Origin of the sequence: Shewanella sp. CAL98-MNA-CIBAN-0140 (assembly GCF_040309905.1) — a bacterium.
Classification (GTDB): domain Bacteria; phylum Pseudomonadota; class Gammaproteobacteria; order Enterobacterales; family Shewanellaceae; genus Shewanella; species Shewanella psychromarinicola.
In genome coordinates, this window is sequence record NZ_JBEOPI010000006.1 from 77,048 (window position 1) to 96,763 (window position 19,716).

The 19,716-nt window shown below is 42.3% G+C and carries 18 protein-coding genes; 6 read left to right on the forward strand and 12 right to left on the reverse strand.

The features are described 5' to 3' along the window. Window position 1 precedes the first annotated feature (1 nt). Together AAEY93_RS04825 and AAEY93_RS04830 are read right to left on the reverse strand one after the other, a co-directional pair. Entirely contained in the window at window positions 2–439 is a 438-nt protein-coding gene (locus AAEY93_RS04825; RefSeq protein ID WP_101032124.1) for a DUF3010 family protein, read from the reverse strand. A gap of 117 nt (window positions 440–556) precedes the next feature. Next, on the reverse strand, window positions 557–1,912 hold the full coding sequence (locus AAEY93_RS04830; RefSeq protein ID WP_101032123.1) for a DEAD/DEAH box helicase: 1,356 nt from the start codon (window positions 1,910–1,912) through the stop codon (window positions 557–559). Between the two features lie 185 nt (window positions 1,913–2,097). Between AAEY93_RS04830 and rssA the strand changes: the two genes are divergently transcribed. The 3 genes from rssA to nrdG all read left to right on the forward strand — a co-directional run bounded on the left by rssA (window position 2,098) and on the right by nrdG (window position 6,133). Continuing rightward, window positions 2,098–3,036: a patatin-like phospholipase RssA gene (rssA, locus tag AAEY93_RS04835; RefSeq protein WP_124011777.1), complete on the forward strand. Its 939-nt coding sequence runs from the start codon at window positions 2,098–2,100 to the stop codon at window positions 3,034–3,036. A 512-nt stretch (window positions 3,037–3,548) separates the two neighbouring features. Next, a complete protein-coding gene (gene nrdD / locus AAEY93_RS04840) occupies window positions 3,549–5,666 on the forward strand; it encodes an anaerobic ribonucleoside-triphosphate reductase (protein WP_124011776.1) in 2,118 nt (705 codons plus the stop codon). After that, complete coding sequence (nrdG, locus tag AAEY93_RS04845; protein WP_124011775.1) at window positions 5,666–6,133, forward strand: anaerobic ribonucleoside-triphosphate reductase-activating protein; 468 nt, start codon at window positions 5,666–5,668, stop codon at window positions 6,131–6,133. The genes nrdD and nrdG overlap by 1 nt, the downstream gene beginning before the upstream one ends. Window positions 6,134–6,167: 34 nt before the next feature. Here nrdG and AAEY93_RS04850 read toward each other — a convergent pair whose 3' ends face one another. Beyond that, window positions 6,168–7,406, reverse strand: a complete 1,239-nt coding sequence (locus AAEY93_RS04850; RefSeq protein ID WP_124011774.1) for an NADH:flavin oxidoreductase/NADH oxidase family protein — start codon at window positions 7,404–7,406, stop codon at window positions 6,168–6,170. A 170-nt stretch (window positions 7,407–7,576) separates the two neighbouring features. Continuing rightward, complete coding sequence (locus tag AAEY93_RS04855) at window positions 7,577–10,054, reverse strand: TonB-dependent receptor (RefSeq protein ID WP_351075231.1); 2,478 nt, start codon at window positions 10,052–10,054, stop codon at window positions 7,577–7,579. A 445-nt stretch (window positions 10,055–10,499) separates the two neighbouring features. Here AAEY93_RS04855 and AAEY93_RS04860 point away from each other — a divergent pair, with 445 nt between their 5' ends. The 3 genes from AAEY93_RS04860 to AAEY93_RS04870 are packed head-to-tail and all read left to right on the forward strand — an operon-like array spanning window position 10,500 to window position 12,458. Further along, window positions 10,500–10,856 carry a YibL family ribosome-associated protein gene (locus AAEY93_RS04860; RefSeq protein ID WP_101032117.1) on the forward strand — a complete coding sequence of 119 codons (357 nt, stop codon included), beginning with the start codon at window positions 10,500–10,502 and terminating at the stop codon, window positions 10,854–10,856. A 37-nt stretch (window positions 10,857–10,893) separates the two neighbouring features. After that, entirely contained in the window at window positions 10,894–11,502 is a 609-nt protein-coding gene (gene ribA / locus AAEY93_RS04865; protein WP_101032116.1) for a GTP cyclohydrolase II, read from the forward strand. A 20-nt stretch (window positions 11,503–11,522) separates the two neighbouring features. Beyond that, window positions 11,523–12,458, forward strand: a complete 936-nt coding sequence (locus AAEY93_RS04870) for a hypothetical protein (protein ID WP_101032115.1) — start codon at window positions 11,523–11,525, stop codon at window positions 12,456–12,458. A 28-nt stretch (window positions 12,459–12,486) separates the two neighbouring features. On the opposite strand, the gene AAEY93_RS04875 is transcribed toward AAEY93_RS04870, so the two are convergent. The 8 genes from AAEY93_RS04875 to AAEY93_RS04910 form a co-directional block, all read right to left on the reverse strand. Beyond that, window positions 12,487–12,888 carry a VF530 family protein gene (locus AAEY93_RS04875; RefSeq protein ID WP_101032114.1) on the reverse strand — a complete coding sequence of 134 codons (402 nt, stop codon included), beginning with the start codon at window positions 12,886–12,888 and terminating at the stop codon, window positions 12,487–12,489. Window positions 12,889–12,997: 109 nt separating this feature from the next. Further along, window positions 12,998–14,470 carry a carbon starvation CstA family protein gene (locus tag AAEY93_RS04880; RefSeq protein ID WP_101032113.1) on the reverse strand — a complete coding sequence of 491 codons (1,473 nt, stop codon included), beginning with the start codon at window positions 14,468–14,470 and terminating at the stop codon, window positions 12,998–13,000. 131 nt (window positions 14,471–14,601) lie between these two features. After that, window positions 14,602–15,312, reverse strand: coding sequence for a two-component system response regulator BtsR (btsR, locus tag AAEY93_RS04885; protein WP_101032112.1), 711 nt, complete (start codon window positions 15,310–15,312; stop codon window positions 14,602–14,604). Beyond that, on the reverse strand, window positions 15,309–16,985 hold the full coding sequence (locus AAEY93_RS04890; RefSeq protein ID WP_101032111.1) for a sensor histidine kinase: 1,677 nt from the start codon (window positions 16,983–16,985) through the stop codon (window positions 15,309–15,311). The genes btsR and AAEY93_RS04890 overlap by 4 nt, the downstream gene beginning before the upstream one ends. A 436-nt stretch (window positions 16,986–17,421) precedes the next feature. Next, a complete protein-coding gene (locus AAEY93_RS04895; protein ID WP_101032110.1) occupies window positions 17,422–17,772 on the reverse strand; it encodes a replication protein RepA in 351 nt (116 codons plus the stop codon). Beyond that, window positions 17,759–18,427, reverse strand: a complete 669-nt coding sequence (locus tag AAEY93_RS04900) for an AAA family ATPase (RefSeq protein WP_101032109.1) — start codon at window positions 18,425–18,427, stop codon at window positions 17,759–17,761. The genes AAEY93_RS04895 and AAEY93_RS04900 overlap by 14 nt, the downstream gene beginning before the upstream one ends. A gap of 101 nt (window positions 18,428–18,528) precedes the next feature. After that, window positions 18,529–18,831, reverse strand: a complete 303-nt coding sequence (locus AAEY93_RS04905) for a PilZ domain-containing protein (protein ID WP_101032108.1) — start codon at window positions 18,829–18,831, stop codon at window positions 18,529–18,531. A gap of 241 nt (window positions 18,832–19,072) precedes the next feature. Further along, on the reverse strand, window positions 19,073–19,477 hold the full coding sequence (locus AAEY93_RS04910) for a phosphate-starvation-inducible protein PsiE (RefSeq protein WP_101032107.1): 405 nt from the start codon (window positions 19,475–19,477) through the stop codon (window positions 19,073–19,075). Window positions 19,478–19,716: the final 239 nt, after the last annotated feature.

Sequence of the window (19,716 nt, forward strand, 5' to 3'; positions counted from 1 at the left end):
ATTACACTTTACCGAAGATGAGTCGGTTATGCTGAACATAAGCAACGTCAAATGCATTAAGCTGGACGCGTTTTAGATCTAATGATTCAAAGTCAACTTGTGGTGGGTTACGCTTTAATTGCTCTTTAACGATCAAAGGAGAAATAAGCGTAACAGGGATATCACTTAATTGAATGGCTGCTTCCAGTTTAAAGCTGGTGGCACTGCCTGCAAATTTACCTTTTTGTTCACGTTCAATAATGGCTATCTCATCGACTTTATAATCGGCGATTAATTTTTGAAACGCAAAGTTGAATTCACGAATTGATTCAGTGCTTGCCGATTGTGAAATACTGAATGAGACTTTACGACATGCTGGCACGTTAAACGTTTCGCCTTCATAGGTCAGTAAACAGATAATGGCTTCGCCGCCTTTTAATTCAACACCACAAATTTTCATGTTAATCCTTACTGGTTTATTCATACGAGAGTGCCGTTGGCATTGTCGTTATCGTTCATTTGTGTAGGGTAACGATTACCCTACATCCATCATTTGTTATCGCAGTTTGAGAGCGATTTAGTCTTCTGTTGTGCCGTCGTCTTCAATAACTTGAATCGGTTTTACTTTACGGCGTACTGGCGCATCACCGACATCGACGCCAGTAATAAAGCGTTTATCACTCTTGGGTGCCGCTTTAGGTTTTTTAGTGGCGCTGGCTCTTTTACTGACTTCAACACCTTTGGTACTAACCGCTGCTTTACCTGCTTGAGGCTTATCTTTTAGGCCGGTAAACTTAGCTTTTAAGCCTTCAATCACAGTGGGCTCAAAGTTTTTACGTAAAAACAGTTGTACTTTTTTAAAGCTGTCCCAATCTTTAGGACCCACAAATGAGACCGCATCGCCTTTAGCGCCCGCTCGGCCAGTACGACCAATACGATGGACGTATTCTTCAGCAAACTTTGGCATATCAAAGTTAATCACTAACGATACGTTGATTAAATCAAGGCCGCGTGATGCTACATCTGTGGTCACTAATATCTGTGATTGGCCTCGAGCAAATTGATCCATAATCTGGTTACGAGCCGATTGCTTTAAATCACCACTGAGCGCAGAGGTGGTAAAGCCTTGTGATGCTAATAAAGTGGCTATACGGTCTGTGTCTGAACGTGTTGCCGTAAATACAATTACTTGCTTGTGTTGCTCTTGAGTTAAAATGTGCTGCAGCAAGGCTTGCTTATGGTCTAAATGATCCACCAAAATAATACGCTGCTCAATGTCTTTATGTTCTGTGTAAGACTCACCAATCGATACATGACTCGGTGTTTTGAGTAGCGTTGCGGCAATGTCATTAATGCTGTCATGATCTAACGTAGCTGAAAACATCAAGGTTTGGCGACGTTTATGATCGGCTGCATCATTAATCGCTTTTAACTGCGGAGCAAAACCTAAATCGAGCATACGGTCAGCCTCGTCAAGAACCAACAATTCTAGGCCATTTAAATACAAGTGACGCTGTTGTAAGTGGTCCGCAATACGTCCAGGCGTGGCGACAATAAAGTGAGGATCTCTCGACAAGGCTTTGGCTTGGTCATTAAAGTTCTCACCACCGAGTACGCTAATGGCCTTATATTGAGTATTGGCGACTAATAAGCGTAATTGGCCATAAACTTGCTGGGCTAATTCACGTGTCGGTAATAAGATGAGTACCCGAGGATCTTTTTTCGACAATGCTCTTGAAGAGATTACCCGTTGCATTGCTGGCAGTAAAAACGCTAAGGTTTTACCTGAGCCCGTTTTAGACGATGCCATTAAATCTTTACCTGATAAGGCAATGGGAAGTGCTTGCGCTTGAACATCGGTAGGCGTAGAAATGCCAAGGTGCTTTAAACTGTCAAGCAGGCGCTTGTCCAACGAAAAATCGGTAAATTGCAAAGGTAAATCCCCTAAAAAATGTAAGCCGGTGATTATAGCTGTTTCACCTTGCTATAGCCAACAAGAGTCGCTTTAGTTATGCTATTTTTTAGCTTTATATTATTGCCCTCGTTCGGCATCGCTATTGGTCGATTCTGCCGAACCTTTTCGTAAAGATTAATATGCTGAGCATGGAAGGAAAAAAGATGACAAAGCTCACCGTGGGATTAGCCCTAGGCAGTGGAGCCGCGAAAGGTTGGGCACATATTGGGGTATTGAATGGTTTAGCCAAGTTAGATATTTACCCTGACAAAGTTGCGGGTTGTTCAGTGGGTGCATTAGTGGGCGCGGCCTATGCGAATAATCATTTGGGTGAACTTGAAACCTGGGTGAGTGGTTTTTCGAGTTGGGACGTACTCGGATTAATGGACTTAGGCTGGCGTAAAGGCGGCTTAATTAGCGGCGAGAAAGTATTTGATGTCTTAGCTAATCGCATTGGCGATATCAACATTGAACAGTTAAAACGTCCTTTTGCTGCAGTGGCTACCGATTTATATTCTGGACAAGAGATTTGGTTTAAAGAAGGTGACTTACGCCATGCGGTTCGCGCCTCATGTTCTATGCCCGGCTTTTTACCCCCAGTACAGCAAGGTCATCGCTGGGTTGTTGACGGCGCCGTGGTCAATCCGGTACCTGTGTCATTAGCCCGTTCGATGGGGGTTGATGTGGTTATTGCAGTGGATTTAAACGGTCATCGCCGTGATCAACTTCATAAGGCCCCAGAGCAAGTAAAAAGCCGAAAAGCGAGTAAGTCAGAGACGATTGATGAAAAGGCAGAGCTTGAATCAGGTTTTATGGATTTATGGGGCAAAGGCAAAGACTACATGAGTGTCTTAACTGACAAGCTTGCTATAGGCAGTTCAAAATCCCATCCAGGTATGTTGGCCGTTATGTCACAATCAATGGATATTTTAGAACAACGCCATAAACGCTCGCGTTTAATGGGCGAGCCACCAGATATTTGTATTGTGCCTTATGTTAATGACATTGGCACAATGGAATTTCATCGTGCAAAAGAAGCCATTAAAGCGGGTGAGCAGGCAGTAAAAGATATTCAACATTTAATTGAAGCGACCTTAAATTAACACTTATGCGGTGTCGAATATGAGTCATGTGCCCATTACGGATGCACGAGTTCGATACCGCTCGATTAATGTTTATGCAATAACGGTATTGTCCAAGTTGGGTTGTTGTCATCATTATGTTCAATGCTCCTTTAATAAAGAGTCATTGGCAAGTCACTTAGTTTGTTGATATGACGACTAGAATGGTGTTCGATGACAGCGTAGCGCGCTTAAGCGTTATGTTAGCTTGTTGAGTACCGCGCTAGCGGTGTTTGAATATGGCAATATTGATTTACGAAAACACTCCATATTGTGAAACAATTTACCATCTCTCCCCTTGTATTTTTATCCGACGGATCAGTGAACATTCCTACAATATCTTTTGCTGAAAGCAAGATGTTTTTCAATATTAAGTAGTGCTGAGAATTATGATCTGGATCAAAGTAATGCTCAGCGTTAATGTGTCTAATACACTCTATATTGTGTTTTTTGTAAATTAAAGTTCTATATATAGTGCTTGTAAGGATGGTCGTATGCTTGTAGTCGTGAAAAGAGATGGATGTCGAACCGCCTTTGATGGATGTCGGATCAAAGAGGCTGTAGTAGCAGCAATGGAGTCTGCAGGTCAAGCAGATCATCAATATGCGCAGCAGTTAGCGCAAACGGTTGAACAGCAAATGGCTGCGAAAACCGAAGTTGATATTCACGAACTACAACATGCAGTCGAAAACTTATTAATGTCTGGGCCGTATAAATCGGTGGCACGTCATTACATTGAGTATCGCCATGATCGCGATACCCATCGTGAAACTCAAAGTAAATTAAATTGTGCTATTCGCGGCTTGGTTGAGCAATCAGACAGTGCCATTTTAAACGAAAACGCCAATAAAGATGCCAAAGTGATCCCCACTCAACGTGACTTACTTGCCGGGATTGTTGCCAAGCATTACGCCAAAACTCACTTATTACCTAAAGATGTTGTCGAAGCACATGAAAAGGGCGAAATCCACTATCACGACTTAGACTACGCACCATTTTTCCCGATGTTTAACTGCATGTTAATCGATTTAGCCGGCATGCTGACTCATGGCTTTAAAATGGGCAATGCTGAAATAGAACCGCCTAAATCGATTTCGACCGCAACGGCTGTGACGGCGCAAATTATTGCACAGGTGGCGAGCCATATTTATGGTGGCACAACGATTAACCGTATTGATGAAGTGTTAGCTGAGTTTGTACAAATTAGTTATCAAAAGCACCTTAGCGTCGCTAAAAAATGGCAAGTGGCCGACGTGGAAGATTATGCGATGACTCAAACCGAAAAAGAGTGTCATGACGCGTTTCAATCGCTTGAATATGAAGTCAACACCTTACATACCGCCAATGGGCAAACGCCCTTTGTTACCTTTGGCTTTGGATTGGGGATATCGTGGGAATCTCGTTTAATTCAGCAATCTATGTTAACTGTGCGCATGGCTGGCTTAGGTAAAAACCGTAAAACGGCAGTATTCCCTAAATTGGTGTTTGCGATTAAAGATGGCGTGAATCATAAAGCGGCTGACGTCAATTACGACATTAAAAAGATGGCATTAACCTGTTCAACTATGCGCATGTACCCTGATATTTTAAATTATGATCAAGTGGTGAAAGTCACTGGTTCATTTAAAACTCCGATGGGTTGTCGTTCATTTTTGGGCACTTATGAAGAAGATGGCCAATTGGTACATGAAGGACGCAATAATTTAGGTGTTGTTAGCCTTAACTTACCGCGTATTGCGTTGGAAGCAGGTCAAGATGAACAGCGTTTTTATCAATTACTCGACCAGCGACTACTGATTGCACGCAAAGCGTTAGATACTCGCATTGCTCGGTTAACCGGGGTTAAAGCGCGAGTGGCACCAATTCTTTATATGGAAGGGGCGTGTGGCGTGCGCTTAAATGCCGATGATGATGTTAGCGAGATCTTTAAAAATGGTCGTGCGTCAATTTCGTTAGGCTTTATTGGCCTACACGAAACCATTAATGCCTTGTATGGCAATGCTGAACATGTGTTTGATAACGCTCAATTACGTGAGAAAGCTGTTGCGATCATTAATCATTTGAAGCAAGCCACTGAATCTTGGAAGCAAGAAACGGGTTATGGTTTTAGTTTGTACAGTACTCCTAGTGAAAATTTATGTAGCCGTTTTTGCCAGCTTGATACGACTCAGTTCGGTGTGGTGGCAGGGGTGACAGATAAAGGCTATTACACGAATAGTTTCCATTTAGATGTTGAAAAGCAAGTGAATCCATACGATAAGATTGATTTTGAACAACCTTATCCGGCTATCGCCAATGGTGGATTTATTTGCTACGGCGAATACCCTAACATGCAGCACAATATTGAAGCGCTCGAAAATGTTTGGGATTACAGCTACAGTCGGGTGCCATATTACGGCACCAACACTCCGATTGATGAGTGTTACGATTGTGGCTATATCGGTGAGTTCAATTGTACCAGCAAGGGCTTTGTTTGCCCCAAATGCGGTAATCACGAACCTAGTCGAGTGTCTGTGATTCGACGAGTTTGTGGCTATTTGGGCAGCCCAGATTCACGGCCGTTTAACTTTGGTAAGCAAGAAGAAGTGAAGCGCAGAGTGAAGCATTTATAATGTATTATAGTGCTTATCATAGTATTGATGTGATCAACGGCGAGGGCAATCGCTGCACGTTATTTGTCAGCGGTTGCGAGCATGCTTGTAAGGGATGCTATAACCAAAGCACTTGGCGTGTCGATGCTGGGCATGTATTTAGCCAAGCGTTAGAAGATCAGATTCTTAATGATTTAACCGACAGTCGTATTTTCCGTCGCGGCTTATCGTTAAGCGGTGGTGATCCGCTGCATCCCGCTAACCTTGAAGCGATATTGAAATTGGTGATGCGGGTAAAGGATGAATGTCCCGAGAAAGATATTTGGTTATGGACCGGTTACCAACTTGCTGATCTAAGTGAGCAGCAACAAACCGTGGTGAACTTGGTGGATGTAATGATTGACGGTAAGTTTGAACAAGATAAAGCTGATCCCGCGCTATTGTGGCGCGGTAGCAGCAATCAACAGGTTTATCGTTTTAACAGATAGTGTTTGAATCTAGACGGTGTTAAGCATGAGTGTTTTAAGCGTTCGTGATGCCTAAAGCATGTCGATAACTCTTAGTGCGTTGTTTCGTTCTAAATTGATCGACCACTAAACTCCACAAGGGGGAATCATTGGTTTGTGGTGGTTTCCCTTGGCTTATGCGGCGAAGTTGGCGTTTAATGATAGCCATAGTTGCCAGCCCAGCTAAGGGCTTACTTTGCCAATTAACCATTGGAATAGACGGGATAAACTCGGGCTGTGTTCGCCACTTATTGGCTAAGTTGGGATAAAAGGCGAGGGCGCTGGCAATACCGCATAAGGCAAAGCCGGTATCAATGACTTGTTGTGCCACTGGCAGGCGATAAATCCCCCCTGTTAACATTAAAGGTATAGGGCTGCGCTGGACCAACTGCGCGGTTAAACTTAAAAAGTAAGCTTCTCGAGCTAAGGTGCGTTCATCGGCACTGCGACCTTGCATAGCGGGTGCTTCATAGCTGCCGCCTGATAATTCCACCATTTCTACTTGATGCTGCGCCAGCATAGTAATGACTTTTTCGGCATCGTCGATATCAAAGCCACCCCGTTGAAAATCGGCTGAATTGAGTTTTACCGCAATGTCAAAACCGGCACCACATCTCAGCCTAACTTGCTTGACCACTTCCATTAATAGTTTGGCACGATTATGAAGACTTCCGCCCCATTCATCATTGCGCCTGTTGGTTAATGGCGATAAAAATTGTGCCAGTAAATATCCGTGTGCGGCATGAATTTGTACGCCATCAAACCCCGCTTGTTGAGCCATGCTGGCTGTGGTAACAAAACGTTGGATAACGTCGTCAATATCTGCAGTAGTCATGGCTTTAGGCTCAGAAAACATTGATGAATGTTTACCTAGATCGAGTGCGATAGCTGATGGGGCAATATTCTTACCGCCCATGGTTTTAAACACCTGTCTGCCGGGATGATTGATCTGCATCCATACTCTGGCACTATGTTGTTTAGCCGTTTTGGCCCATTGAGTGAAGGGGGCAAGTGCGCTGCTAGAGGTTAATACCACGCCGCCAGGGCCGGTCATGGCTAAGGGATCAATCATGACGTTGCCGGTGATCATTAATCCAACGCCGCCTTTTGCCCAAGCATCATATAAGCTGAACAATGCGTGATCAGGTTGTTGCAGGGCATTAGCAAGATTTTCTTCCATGGCGGCTTTGACCAACCGATTAGGAATAATTGCGCCATTGGTCAAGGTGTATGGGGTAAAAATGGTATTAGCCATCAAATAATATCCTAAGGTAACCGCTTGAATTAATGTCTCGGTTATCCTACATGTAGCCTAGATAGTCAATTATCCTTATCAAACAGGGATAAAAAAGCACTGCAAAAGGCAGTGCTTTACACCATGTTGTCATTCGATTTTGATCAAACCGAACCCAAACCACTATTGCATTAAATTCGATAGGTTACCGTTAACTTCGCGTTGCGCTCTTCGCCGGGCAATCCGCCTAAGAACATGGCTTTATCGTAATAAGTTTCATTAAAGATGTTATTAATGTTCAATTGAACTTTATAACGCTCAACATCATAACTAATGGCTGAATCGATTACGGTGTAACTTGGTACGTAGCCGTCAGGTATGCCAAACGAACTTGAGTGTGTACTACGCTCATCCACATATTTGGCTCCTAGGCTTAATGATAGTGGCGCTGATAAGCCCAATTCTGCTGCATAAGTTACCCAAGCCCCCGCGGTTACATAAGGCACACCTTTTTGGCGTTGGCCATAATCACTACTATTGGGATTTTGATTGTCTCTGGCATCTTGGTAAACCGCGTTAAGGTTCACTTTCCACTGGTCACTTAAATAAGCATTCAGATCCAGTTCTACCCCTTTGGTATCTTCGCTGCCATCATAAAAGTATGGGTCAATATCAGGCGTGACCGCGCTACTGTCGTAATTTGGGTTGGTATAAGCCAGATTGGTGCGTGAGGTTTTAAACAATACTAATGATGCCAATAATTGGTCATCAAATGCTTTGGCGCGAATACCCAAATCATTACTGATTGATTGCGAATCTTCGCGGTCAGCTTCATTACCTTTTACGTCGCCTAACACACGGTATGCTGTTCGGCCTTTAGAGTGATTAACAAATATAGAGATATCGGCAGTAGGCATAAAGGTTAAGCCTAAATTGTAGGTTACACCGTTATCTGTGGTGTCGGCTTCTGGCTGAGGATCGGCTAGGCTACTGCTGTAGCGGGCATCAACACCTAAGTGTTCATAGCTTTGTTTAATCTCATTAAAGGCAACGCCAATACGGCTGGTAAAGCCGCCCCCTAAGTAACCCACATGTTGTACGCCCAAACCCCATGCAGTGACAGATTTATTGTAGTTACTGGTTAATAATGGGTCGTAATCTTCAAATTCTCCTTCACCCCAATTTGGGTTACGGATATCATAAATAAAAGGTAGAGAGCCTTGATAGGATTGATTGCCGTTGGGGTCTTTCAAGGTATAGTCGGCGTCGTAAATCGAATACTGCTTAAAGCGGATATCGCGGTCTTCAACGTTAACATTGACCAGTAATTCGTTACTAATGTTGCCAATGTCAAAGTCATAACGTAAGTCGGCAAAATACTGCCATGACTTTTCGTCTGCGGACACTTTGCGGTATTCCTGACGACGTGCTGCGTAGGGATATAACACATCATTTTCAACAAGCGGCGCACGAGGATTTTGGTTAATCACTCCATTTCGTTGCCAATATACATAGTTATAAGCACCCGTTTGACGAGCAAAAGCCGTTTCGTAATTACGATATTGCAGCTGTTGGTTTAAGAATAAGTTATCGGTGAGGTAAATATTATGGGTGAGTTTAAAGCGCAACTCTTCACCTTGGTTGTCTTTCGCCATCGGTGAAATAAGCCCATTGGGACCAAACTCATATGGCGTTTGTCCGTCACTGGCACTTAACGAGTCAGCCAGTTGTTGGCGCTGCTCATCGCTAAGTTGTAAACCTTTGCTGCTTGGGTCGTTAACCAGATCTTGCCAGCTAACGTCAGCTGCAGTTTTACCATCGACAGAAGCGGCATTATAAATACGGATAGGATGGCCAATCGAGTCAACCGGAATGGCATCGTTAATGTAAGCAGCAGATATCATCAGATTTTGGTTGTCGTCTAATACAAACTTTAGTGAGCCATAAACTTCATCTCTGTCGGTACCCAAATCGCGATAGCCATCACTGCGGGCACTTTTAGCCACCACTCGATAAGCCATATCGTCGGTTATTGCGCCTGTGCTGTCGGCCATCAATGAATAAGTGTCCCATTGACCCACTTCTGCTTCAAACAACTGTTTACCGTCAAATGCTGGCTTTTTCTCAATAAGATTAATGACGCCGCCTGCGCTGCCCATGCCATAAAGTCCTGTTGCAGGCCCTTTGAGCACCTCGACTGAGCTGACGTTGGTCAGCGAACGTGTTGGGTTAAAGGTGTTACCTAAACCTGCGCCGCCATACATACCATCATAGGTATAGTTGGCACCTAATCCGCGCACCACTAAGTTGTCGCCAATACCATAATTATTGCCCGCTTGAGTCACTCCGCTGATGTTACGCACCAACTCTTGCATATTAGTGATGCCTTGCGAGTCAATTAATGCCTCATCAACAATAACCACCGCTGCGGGGGTTTCCATCAGTGACATATTCGATTTGGTCGCCAGTCCTGAGTTCATCACCACGTGGTTTTGTCTGCCGTAAACAGTAATACGTTCATAATCAGTTGGGGATGATGTATTGGCCTTATCAGTTGATGCCTGTGTTCCTGCTTTAGGCTGGCTAATGGGAGTTTGTGCGAGAGCATAAACGGGAAACAGTACACCTTGACAGGCAATGGCAAGGAGAGATAAACGGAGTAACGTCATAACAGGCACCTTTATTTACAATAGTGCGAATGATAATGATTATCATAAGTATTGCAATAGTGATTTATCTCAAATGTCGTAAAAAGGGGATATAGGTGATTTGGTTGCGGATCAATTAATCAATATGAGTGAGAAATGCGGATCACTAACTTGGCAGCGAAGGGCATAAACCATGGGGCGATTAGGTATATACGATGGCATAAAACACATTACGTAAGTCATGCAAAATGTGCACAGTCCAATAGTGTTGATTGTTTGTTGTAATGTAATAATATCTTGATTATTTGTATGGGGTGAAAAAGTTTGCTGGTACATTCATATATCAAGCGTTTGCTATTCGCATCTTAGGGGGTTTTGGGTATATAATCTGCCTCCGAAACGGTGTTGTGATAAACGCATAAGCGAAAATGAATCATTAACACAGTAAAGCATTGAAGGTAATCAAATGAATTTAAAGCAAGAGCTGCAGACTTGGAATGATAAATTAGACAAGTTTCGTCGCAAATTAGCCGCGGCTGAAGCACGTGGTGATGCCGCGATTGTCCTGCAGTTTAAGAAAGAAGTGGCAACCGTTACTAAGCGAATCGCAAATATTAAAGGCCAACAAACACGTCAGTTTAGCCAAGAAGGTACAGCGTTGAAAGCGCTAGGCTTTAAGCGCACGCTAACCAAAGCAGAACAAGCTGATATGGGCAAGTTAAATAAATCAGTTAAAGGCTTAGTGGTTGTGCATCCTTTAACGGCATTAGGCCGTGAAATGGGCATTAAAGATGTAACAGGTTTTGCTCCTGCTAAGTTCTAATATTTTCTTTTACAGTTAGTTGTCGTAAGGTTAATTCATGTCGATAAAGTATATCGCAACATCTAAGTTACCCACTCCTTGGGGGGTTTTTGCTATGCACGGTTTTGAAGAAACCGCCACGGGTAAAGAACACGTTGCGTTGACATTCGGTCAACTGGATCCCACTCAACCTATGCTAGGTCGTATTCATTCAGAATGTTTGACCGGTGATGCATTATTTAGTTTACGTTGTGATTGTGGATTTCAATTACAAGCAGCAATGCAAAGTATTGCTGAGAAAGGCCAAGGCTTTTTGTTGTACTTACGCCAAGAAGGACGTGGGATTGGTTTGCTCAATAAAATTCGTGCTTATGAGCTGCAAGATGCTGGCGCCAATACGGTAGAAGCTAATTTGCGTTTAGGTTTTGAAGCGGATATGCGCAAGTACGACATGATTTTGCCTATGCTAGAGAAAATTGGGGTCACTAAAGTGAAGTTAATGACCAATAATCCGCGTAAAGTCATGGCAATGCAAAATGTTGGCATTGAAGTGGTTGAACGTATCCCATTACAAGTAGGTAAAAATCGTTACAACGAATCATATTTAAAGACCAAGTCAACTGAAATGGGTCATATGATGTCGGAGCACTACTTCCACGATGAATAGCCTGACAACATAAAGTTTAGATGATGATGAAACAAAGGCAGATCATACCACTCATTGGTTCATCATCGTTTAGTTATACGCGTTTTTTATATCCTTTTTCTCGCGTCATATCCGTGACGGTATTATTCATTCTTGGCAGTAATATTAGCCCAGCATCTGAATTATCTCCCGCTACATCGCCTGAATTGATCTCTGAACCAGATGCTTCTCATTATGCATTTGCCAATTACTTAGGCAGTGGTATTTATCGTACCTCTGGCCAAAGTGCTGCTGTTGCCAATATCCCGATGGGATTTGAACTTGATTCAGCAGATGATTACGTGTTGAAGTTACGTTTTACGGCATCGTTTGGCTTTTTTGATTATTCATTTAATGACTTACCTCAAGGCAGTTTTCCTAACAATGTGGGTACTATCACTTTAACGCCAGGGCTTGAATATCATTGGCTGGTGGATGATCAGCTAACATTAGAGAGTTATGTTGATTTAGGCTATGGGCATAATTTTTCGACTTACAGCCATGTCGGGGTTTTTTCCACAGGCATATCGGCCCTCTACAAACTTGATGCGCCTTTATTCACCCCCGTATGGGTAAACCGAGTGTATTATGCCGGCTATCAAAGTAATCAAAATGACAGCACAGAAGGCTATTCGGTATTTAAAACCGGTATCGACTTTGGGGTTAATTATGATTGGCAGTGGCAAGATACCCTTGTAGCGCCGAGATTTTTTATTGCCGCACATTGGTATTTCGACAAACTAAAATTCGTCACCCCAGTTGGTAATGATGTTTTAACCTCATACACTTATGAAATCGGCACGACATTAGCCTTTTCAAAACCCATCAGCTTCAGTGCGATAGGCTTAGACAGCGTAAAAATTGAACATTTTGGGTTAAGTTATCAAGTGGGTGGCGGGCTTAAAGTTTGGCGATTAATTTTCGAATTTCCGCTATAAGCCCTGGCAGTGTTTAGCCATTGATAAGCTAATTTGAGCTTGATCCCCAAATATCGGCATTGACTGGTGTTGTTGATTCTGTACTTGCTGTGTCAGAGTCAGTTTTAGCGGCAACCGTTTTATTTGAGACGGGTTTAGCTGACATTGTTTTTACCTTGGCAGGCCGCGTTTTAGCCGCAAAAGAACCGCGGTTATCGTCTTTAGGTGGCGGCAAGGGCAGTTTGTTGGCCTTAAGATATAAGTATTCAACTTTATCACGGGCCCAAGGCGTTTTACGCAGAAACTTCAAGCTTGATTTTACACTCGGATTATCTTTGAAACACTGAATGTTTATCCTAGATCCTAATTCTTCCCACCCGTACTTTTCAACGAGTTCAGTAACGATAGTTTCTAGTTTAATGCCGTGAAGCGGATTGTTTGCTTGGGTCATGGATTGTGCGAGCTAATTAAGTTTGCAATATTATACCCACATTGTCGCCAAAGTGATATCAACGTAAAAATGGCAGCCAAGGCTGCCATTTATTTAACCATGCTGAATGTTATAGCTCGTTGGCTAGTTCAACTTTATCATCATCGTCAATATCATTGTCCGTATCAACATCGCCTTTGCCTTTGGTTTTTATAATCACCATCGCAGTGATTATTGCTGTGGAGACTAAACCTGCAATCGTTGACACTGTCATCGGTAAACCTGCACCTAATGTTGATGAGTTGAGTATGAAACTAATCACCACACAGGTCATAAACATCGCCGGTACAGTACAAATCCAATGAAATTTATTATGGCGCAGTAGATAAGCTGCTGCAGTCCATAACATCATCACTGCGGTAGTTTGGTTTGCGACACCAAAGTAGCGCCAAATCACCCCGAAATCGACTTGAGTTAGCACCGCACCTACAACAAAAAGGGGCACAGCAAGCATAAGGCGCTTAGGTAACTCGATTTGTTTAATGTTAAAGAATTCAGCCAAGATTAAGCGTGCTGAACGAAATGCAGTATCGCCAGAGGTGATAGGTAATACAATGACACCCAAGATAGCTAAGAAGCCACCAAATGTGCCTAATAATCCGTTAGAGGCTTCGTACACTACGTTAGCTGGGTTCCCTGCCATACCGGCATTTAATCCTTCTACACCACCAAAGAATGATAATGCAATGGCACACCAAATTAGCGCAATAATACCTTCGCCAATCATGGCACCAAAAAACACAAAGCGGCCATTTGACTCATTTTCAACACAACGTGCCATTAATGGTGATTGTGTCGCATGGAAACCAGATACGGCACCACAAGCAATGGTGATGAACAAGGCAGGCCATAATGGCATGTCGTTAGGGTTTAAATTAGTAACGAAGTCACCCATTTCAAAACCCGCTAACATGGTGTGTTCGCTTGACATGGCTAACGCTATGATAAGTCCCACTGACATAAATACCAGTAATGCGCCAAAGAATGGGTATAGGCGACCAATGATCTTGTCGATAGGAACTATGGTGGCAATTAAATAATAGACAAAAATAATACCAACAAAGAGGGTAACATCTAAACCAGTCAGTTTGCTCAGTAAGCCAGCAGGTGCAGAGATGAATACCACGCCGACTAACAATAATAAGATAATGGCAAACAAGTTCATAAAGTGCTTGGCGTTTTTACCTAGGTATTTACCTGCTAAGCTGGGTACTGACTGACCGTTATTGCGTACCGATAGCATTCCCGAGAAGTAATCGTGAACCGCACCGGCAAAAATACAACCAAATACAATCCACAACATGGCGGCTGGGCCATATAATGCGCCTAAAATAGGACCAAAAATTGGCCCCACACCGGCAATATTTAGCAGTTGAATTAAATACACTTTACCTTTGGACATTGGCACGAAGTCGACGCCGTCTGTTTGGGTGAAAGCAGGTGTTTGTCGCTGGGTATTGATGCCGAATACTTTTTCGACAAAGGCCCCATAAATAAAGTAGCCGCCAATTAGCAGGCCCACACAGAGTAAAAACCACGTCATTTTGTTATCTCCCCATTTTTAAGTGATATCACTGTAAAGCAGTTTTTATCAAAAAAGGGTGACAGTTAATTAAGTGGTCGGATCGGGTGCCTAAGCGGTAAATAGGCAGACTAAGCGGCGAGATGAGTTAGTTATTGATAGCCCAGTAATAATTTAAGCTCTTTTAAATAACGGCGTGAAACGGGCACTTTTGCACCACTACGGGTAGTGACTTGAGCGCCTGAATCAATGAGTTCTATTTCAGAAATAGCGTTGGGAGATAATAAATATTGTTTATGGCAGCGGATTAACGGGGTTTTTTCTTGCAACACTTTCAAGGTTAATTGGGTGTGACAATAATTTTTATTTGAGCACACATGGATCCCACCGACATCACTAAAAATATATTCAACATCAGCCGTTGCGACTACTTTGAGTTTATTACCGCTGTAACAGGGTAAATGGGCTAACTGAGTTGGGATCATAGGGTGCATCATTTGTGGTGACAGATCGGCTCTGACTCGATTGAGTGTTTGGTTAAAGCGTTTTTCATCAATGGGTTTGAGTAAATAATCAAAGGCATTGTTGTCAAAAGCTTTAACGGCATATTCATCATAAGCAGTGACAAAGACGACTCTAGGCATATTTTCTGGGCTAAGCATGGCAATCAGTTCCATGCCGTTAATACGCGGCATTTGAATGTCGACAAAAATTAATGCGGGTTTTAATTGGTTGATTTGTTGCAGTGCTTCAATCGCATTGCTGCATTGCCCCAACACCTGAATATCTGCTTGTAGTGCCAATAAATCGGCGATTTCTTGACGAGCAAAAGGTTCATCATCAATGATTAAACAGGAGATCATTGGTCCATTTCCTCCAGAGGTAAACGCACACTGATGCAAGTGAATAGATCGGTTTTACACTCGACCTCAATCCCGTATTGGTCACCAAATAAGTTTTGGATCCGTTTGTGGACTAAATTCATCCCTAAACCCTCAGTGTTAGTGGATGGTTGATATAAACCTGCATTGTCGGTCACGCTGAGTAACAAGTCTTCGCCATCGGGTGTGGCTTTTACATTAATAATGCCTGCATCAAGTAAGCGCGATGTTCCATGTTTAACCGCATTCTCAATCAAAGGTTGTAAGGTAAACGCGGGCATTTTTAGATGATGGTAAATTGCCGGAATATCAATGGTAACCTGCAGTTTATCAATAAAACGAGCCCGCTCTATGGAGAGGTAAGCATCAATATGCTCAAGTTCATCAGCCATGGTAACCAGCCCGGTGGTGCGAGTTAAGTTGATGCGCAAAAACTGGGATAATTGCTGTAATAATTGCTTCGACATTTGTGGGTCACGTTTAATAATGGCGCTGATGGTATTGAGCGCATTAAATAAAAAGTGCGGATTAACTTGCGCTTGTAACAATTTAATTTCTGCTTGCATCAATAAACTTTTCTGTTGTTCAAATCGCCCGTAGAGAATTTGGTTTGACAGTAACCTTGCAATCCCTTCGCCTAAGGTGCGATTAATGTTTAAAAAGAGCTTATTTTTAGGTTCGTATAACTTAATGGTGCCAATGACCTCATCGTTACTGAGCAGTGGTATGACTAGACTTGAACCTAAACTGCAATTAGCGGCTATGGAGCAAGCATAGCTAGTGTCGACACCATCGGCAAACATCACCCGATTGTGTGCAATGGCATCAAGGGTGATTTGAGATGAAATTGGCGTATTAGGAATATGATGATCAGCCCCAATACCAATAAAGGCGAGTAATTTATGTCTGTCTGTAATGGCGACAGCCCCGACTTGGGTTTCTTCTATGACGATTTGGGCAACCTTTTTACTCGACTCCAAATCAAAGCCCTTGGACAATAATCCGACACTGCGTTCAGCTATTTTGAGCGCGTTGGTCGAAAAACTGGATGAGAGTTTATCAAACATGGCTTTTTGGTCGCGAACAATACTCATAAACATCGCCGCGCCTAGGGAGTTAATCAGTAGCATAGGTGGAGCGATTAGCTTGACCAATTCCCAAGCTTGGTCAAAGGGTTTTGCGACCAGTAAAATAATTGACATCTGCATTATTTCAGCCATAAACGTCACCCCAAATACGATAATAGGCTGATAAGCCAATTCAGGTTTACCGGCTTTTTTTAAATAATAGCTGATCATCCCAGCAGATAAGCCTTCTAAGGTGGTCGATATCGCGCAGGCAATATCGGTAAATCCCCCCATAGAATAACGGTGTAATCCCCCCGTTAGCCCAACCAACAAACCAGTGACTGGACCACCTAGCAATCCGCCTAATACAGCCCCCATCGCCCGAGTATTGGCAATGGCTCCTGATGTTTGCTCACCAAAGTAAGTTGCCATAATGCAAAAGCTGGAGAACACAAGGTAGATAAAGATTTTATGAGGTAAGCGTTTTGATGTTTCTGCAAAAAATTTAAATAACGGCGTTTTACTGACTAAGTAAACGAGAACTAAATAAACACACATCTGTTGTGTTAGTAGTAATATTAACGGCATATTTTCTCTTATGGATTCATTAACGGCAGTCAGATTTTGGTGGCTAAATATATTATTTTTTTGCTCTGATAAGAGATCCATTACTGGTTAGCTGGGGGTCGCTAGTGGCGTCTCGTTGCCACAAATATGAGTGCAATATAAATAATACTACTTTAATTTTAGCATGATATTAAAAGGTATCAGCAGTAATTGATTATCAACTCAAGGCTATGACCGAATAGAGATTAGAGATAACGTCTCTCTGTGCGCAGCTTATTATCGGGTCCGATCTCTAATAATGACTCGTCTTCAATGATGAATTGTCTGTGCTAATCAAGTATATCTGCGCCCACACGTTGAAACCATTAAAGGTCAATGTTATGGGTATTTGATCACATCATTGGACATCGTGCTTGCCAACATATCTGTTGATAATACTAATCGAAAAGTCCTATCGTTAGCGTGATGTTTTTCTTAATAAATCAGATTGCTTGGTGTTACTTTGCTGATAAAAATCATCAATGAGTATTCTGAGTATTTTTGATTTAGCCACTTTGTTGCTTTTGGCTATCTCATCTAATTGTGAAATACTTTTTTCGGTTAATGTAAAAGTGGCATGACGATAAATTTTAGTACTTTTTTTATCGAGCCCTTTTAGAAAGTCTTGAGTCGTTGAGGTGATAACGGGCTGGTCATGAGACGCCCCTAAACCCAACGCATAATTATTAGCATCTTCAATAAAGTCGTCAACAGATACCTTGACTCGGGTATCTTTAGTTTTCTTGCGCTTAAGATCAGTTAAACTCATAGCTATTTTCTGGCGGAATGGCAAAAAGTTCATCGGCAATGGCCCTAATTTCATCAGCAGCTTTACCGCTAGGATCGATTTCTAGTACAGAAGAGCCACTTTCTTCACTATCATCATAGATATTACGACTAAACGTCACTGAGTTGAGTGCACGTAAACCAAAAGACTCCACGACTTCCTTCGCTTCTAAAATACGTTTACCTTGAGATGGCAGTGCAGGGCATTGCGTTATCACAATGGCTGCAATCATTTTGGGATTGACCATCTTACAGGTACTGAGCATGTCTTCCATATGAGGTAAGGTTTTAAGATCGCGACGTTTTGGACGAAGCGGGATCACAACATAGGTTGCTACAGACATGGCCGCTCGCATTGCAAGGTTATCTTGGCCGCCACAATCAACGATGACATAGTCAAACCGTTCATTTAAACTCAGCAGATCATTACGGATTTTGCCATAAAGCTGAATACAATTGATGGCTTTTAGGCTGGGGTCATTATTGCGAGCTTGGATCCAGTCTGATGTGGTTCGTTGCGGGTCGCAGTCAACCATTAGCACATTGGCATCGTATTTTTGACTAATGTGTACGGCAATATTTTGTGCTAAACAGCTTTTTCCACTGCCACCTTTTTCTCCGCCGACGAGCAATATCATGTTGTGATCCTTGATGCTAGGCGCCTTGTTGCACCGAAAATATTGATTGGTATTTTATTTTGAGTACAGAGCCGCCATAGGGTACTGCATAAAATAATCAATTAAATAAGCTGTAAAGCAATATGGTAACTGTAAGGCGAGCATTCGGTACAGCGACAGACTTGGCCTTTAATCGTATTTTGTTTATTGGTATTTTCATTGAACGTTAATGCGATCAAATCACCGACTTTAAAACTGGCTTTGAAGTCAAATAAGACTCCTTTGCGGGCGAGGTCAATACAGATACCATGGTCTATACATGATTCGCCTTGTGCATTAATCCAATCTAGACGGATCCGCTCAGCTTCCATATCTAAACGTAAAGAACTGCGTTTTTCTTCGAACCCTGTTGGCTCTTGCCCCATTATGTATCTCCTTGAAATGGTTAATCTGTCAGCATCTATATCTGTTGCTTTGTGACGGTTCATTACCAACAATACTTAATATCTATTAATCTAACAATTTTCTGGTTTTATTCTATAATTTTCAGCTTTTAACGTTCTACTGTTAACTTTTAGCATAGTTACTTTGTTAAGCAAAACCAAACTTTGGTTAACATGCCAAGTAATCGATACTCGGCTTTATTTGGCTGAGCCGTTAAGTTGATTAATTATCGTAGTCTTGGTTTTTAGGGTAAGGCATTTTCAATTGGCCCCAGCGGATCACGATAACGGTGCTCGCCAGTAAAATGGTCGAAAGCGAAATCGCTAAAATACGCCAATCTTCCATGCCCTTCATGTCTAAAATTAAATACCGAGCCAAGGCGACAATCGCAATATAAAGCGGCATACGGATAGGTAATTTACCTGATTCGATATAATTGACCACCATAGCTAATACTTCAAGATATATGAATAGTAGGAGTAAGTCAGCTAGTTCTACGGTTCTAATGTCAAACATATGAAGAATTTCTTCACCAATGGCAAATACGGTCGCCAGTGCAATAATAAATAACACTAAGTATTCGATACTTTTTAAGGATTTTAGGCCTAAGTTTCGCAGTTGTCGCATAATCTTCTACATTAACAAAATCAAGATACTATTATTGACGAATTCGGGATGATTTCCCAGCATTGTTGCTCTATTTTGCAAGATATATCATGGCTTTTTAATAAGTTCTGTCTTAAAAAACGTTAGCCGTACTGAACTGATCAAGTACACCATATGATTGGTATGACTCATTTTAAGGTTGACTGGGATAAAACGAGAAGTGTTACAAGTATTGCAGGGGCTCTATGTGACAGACATAA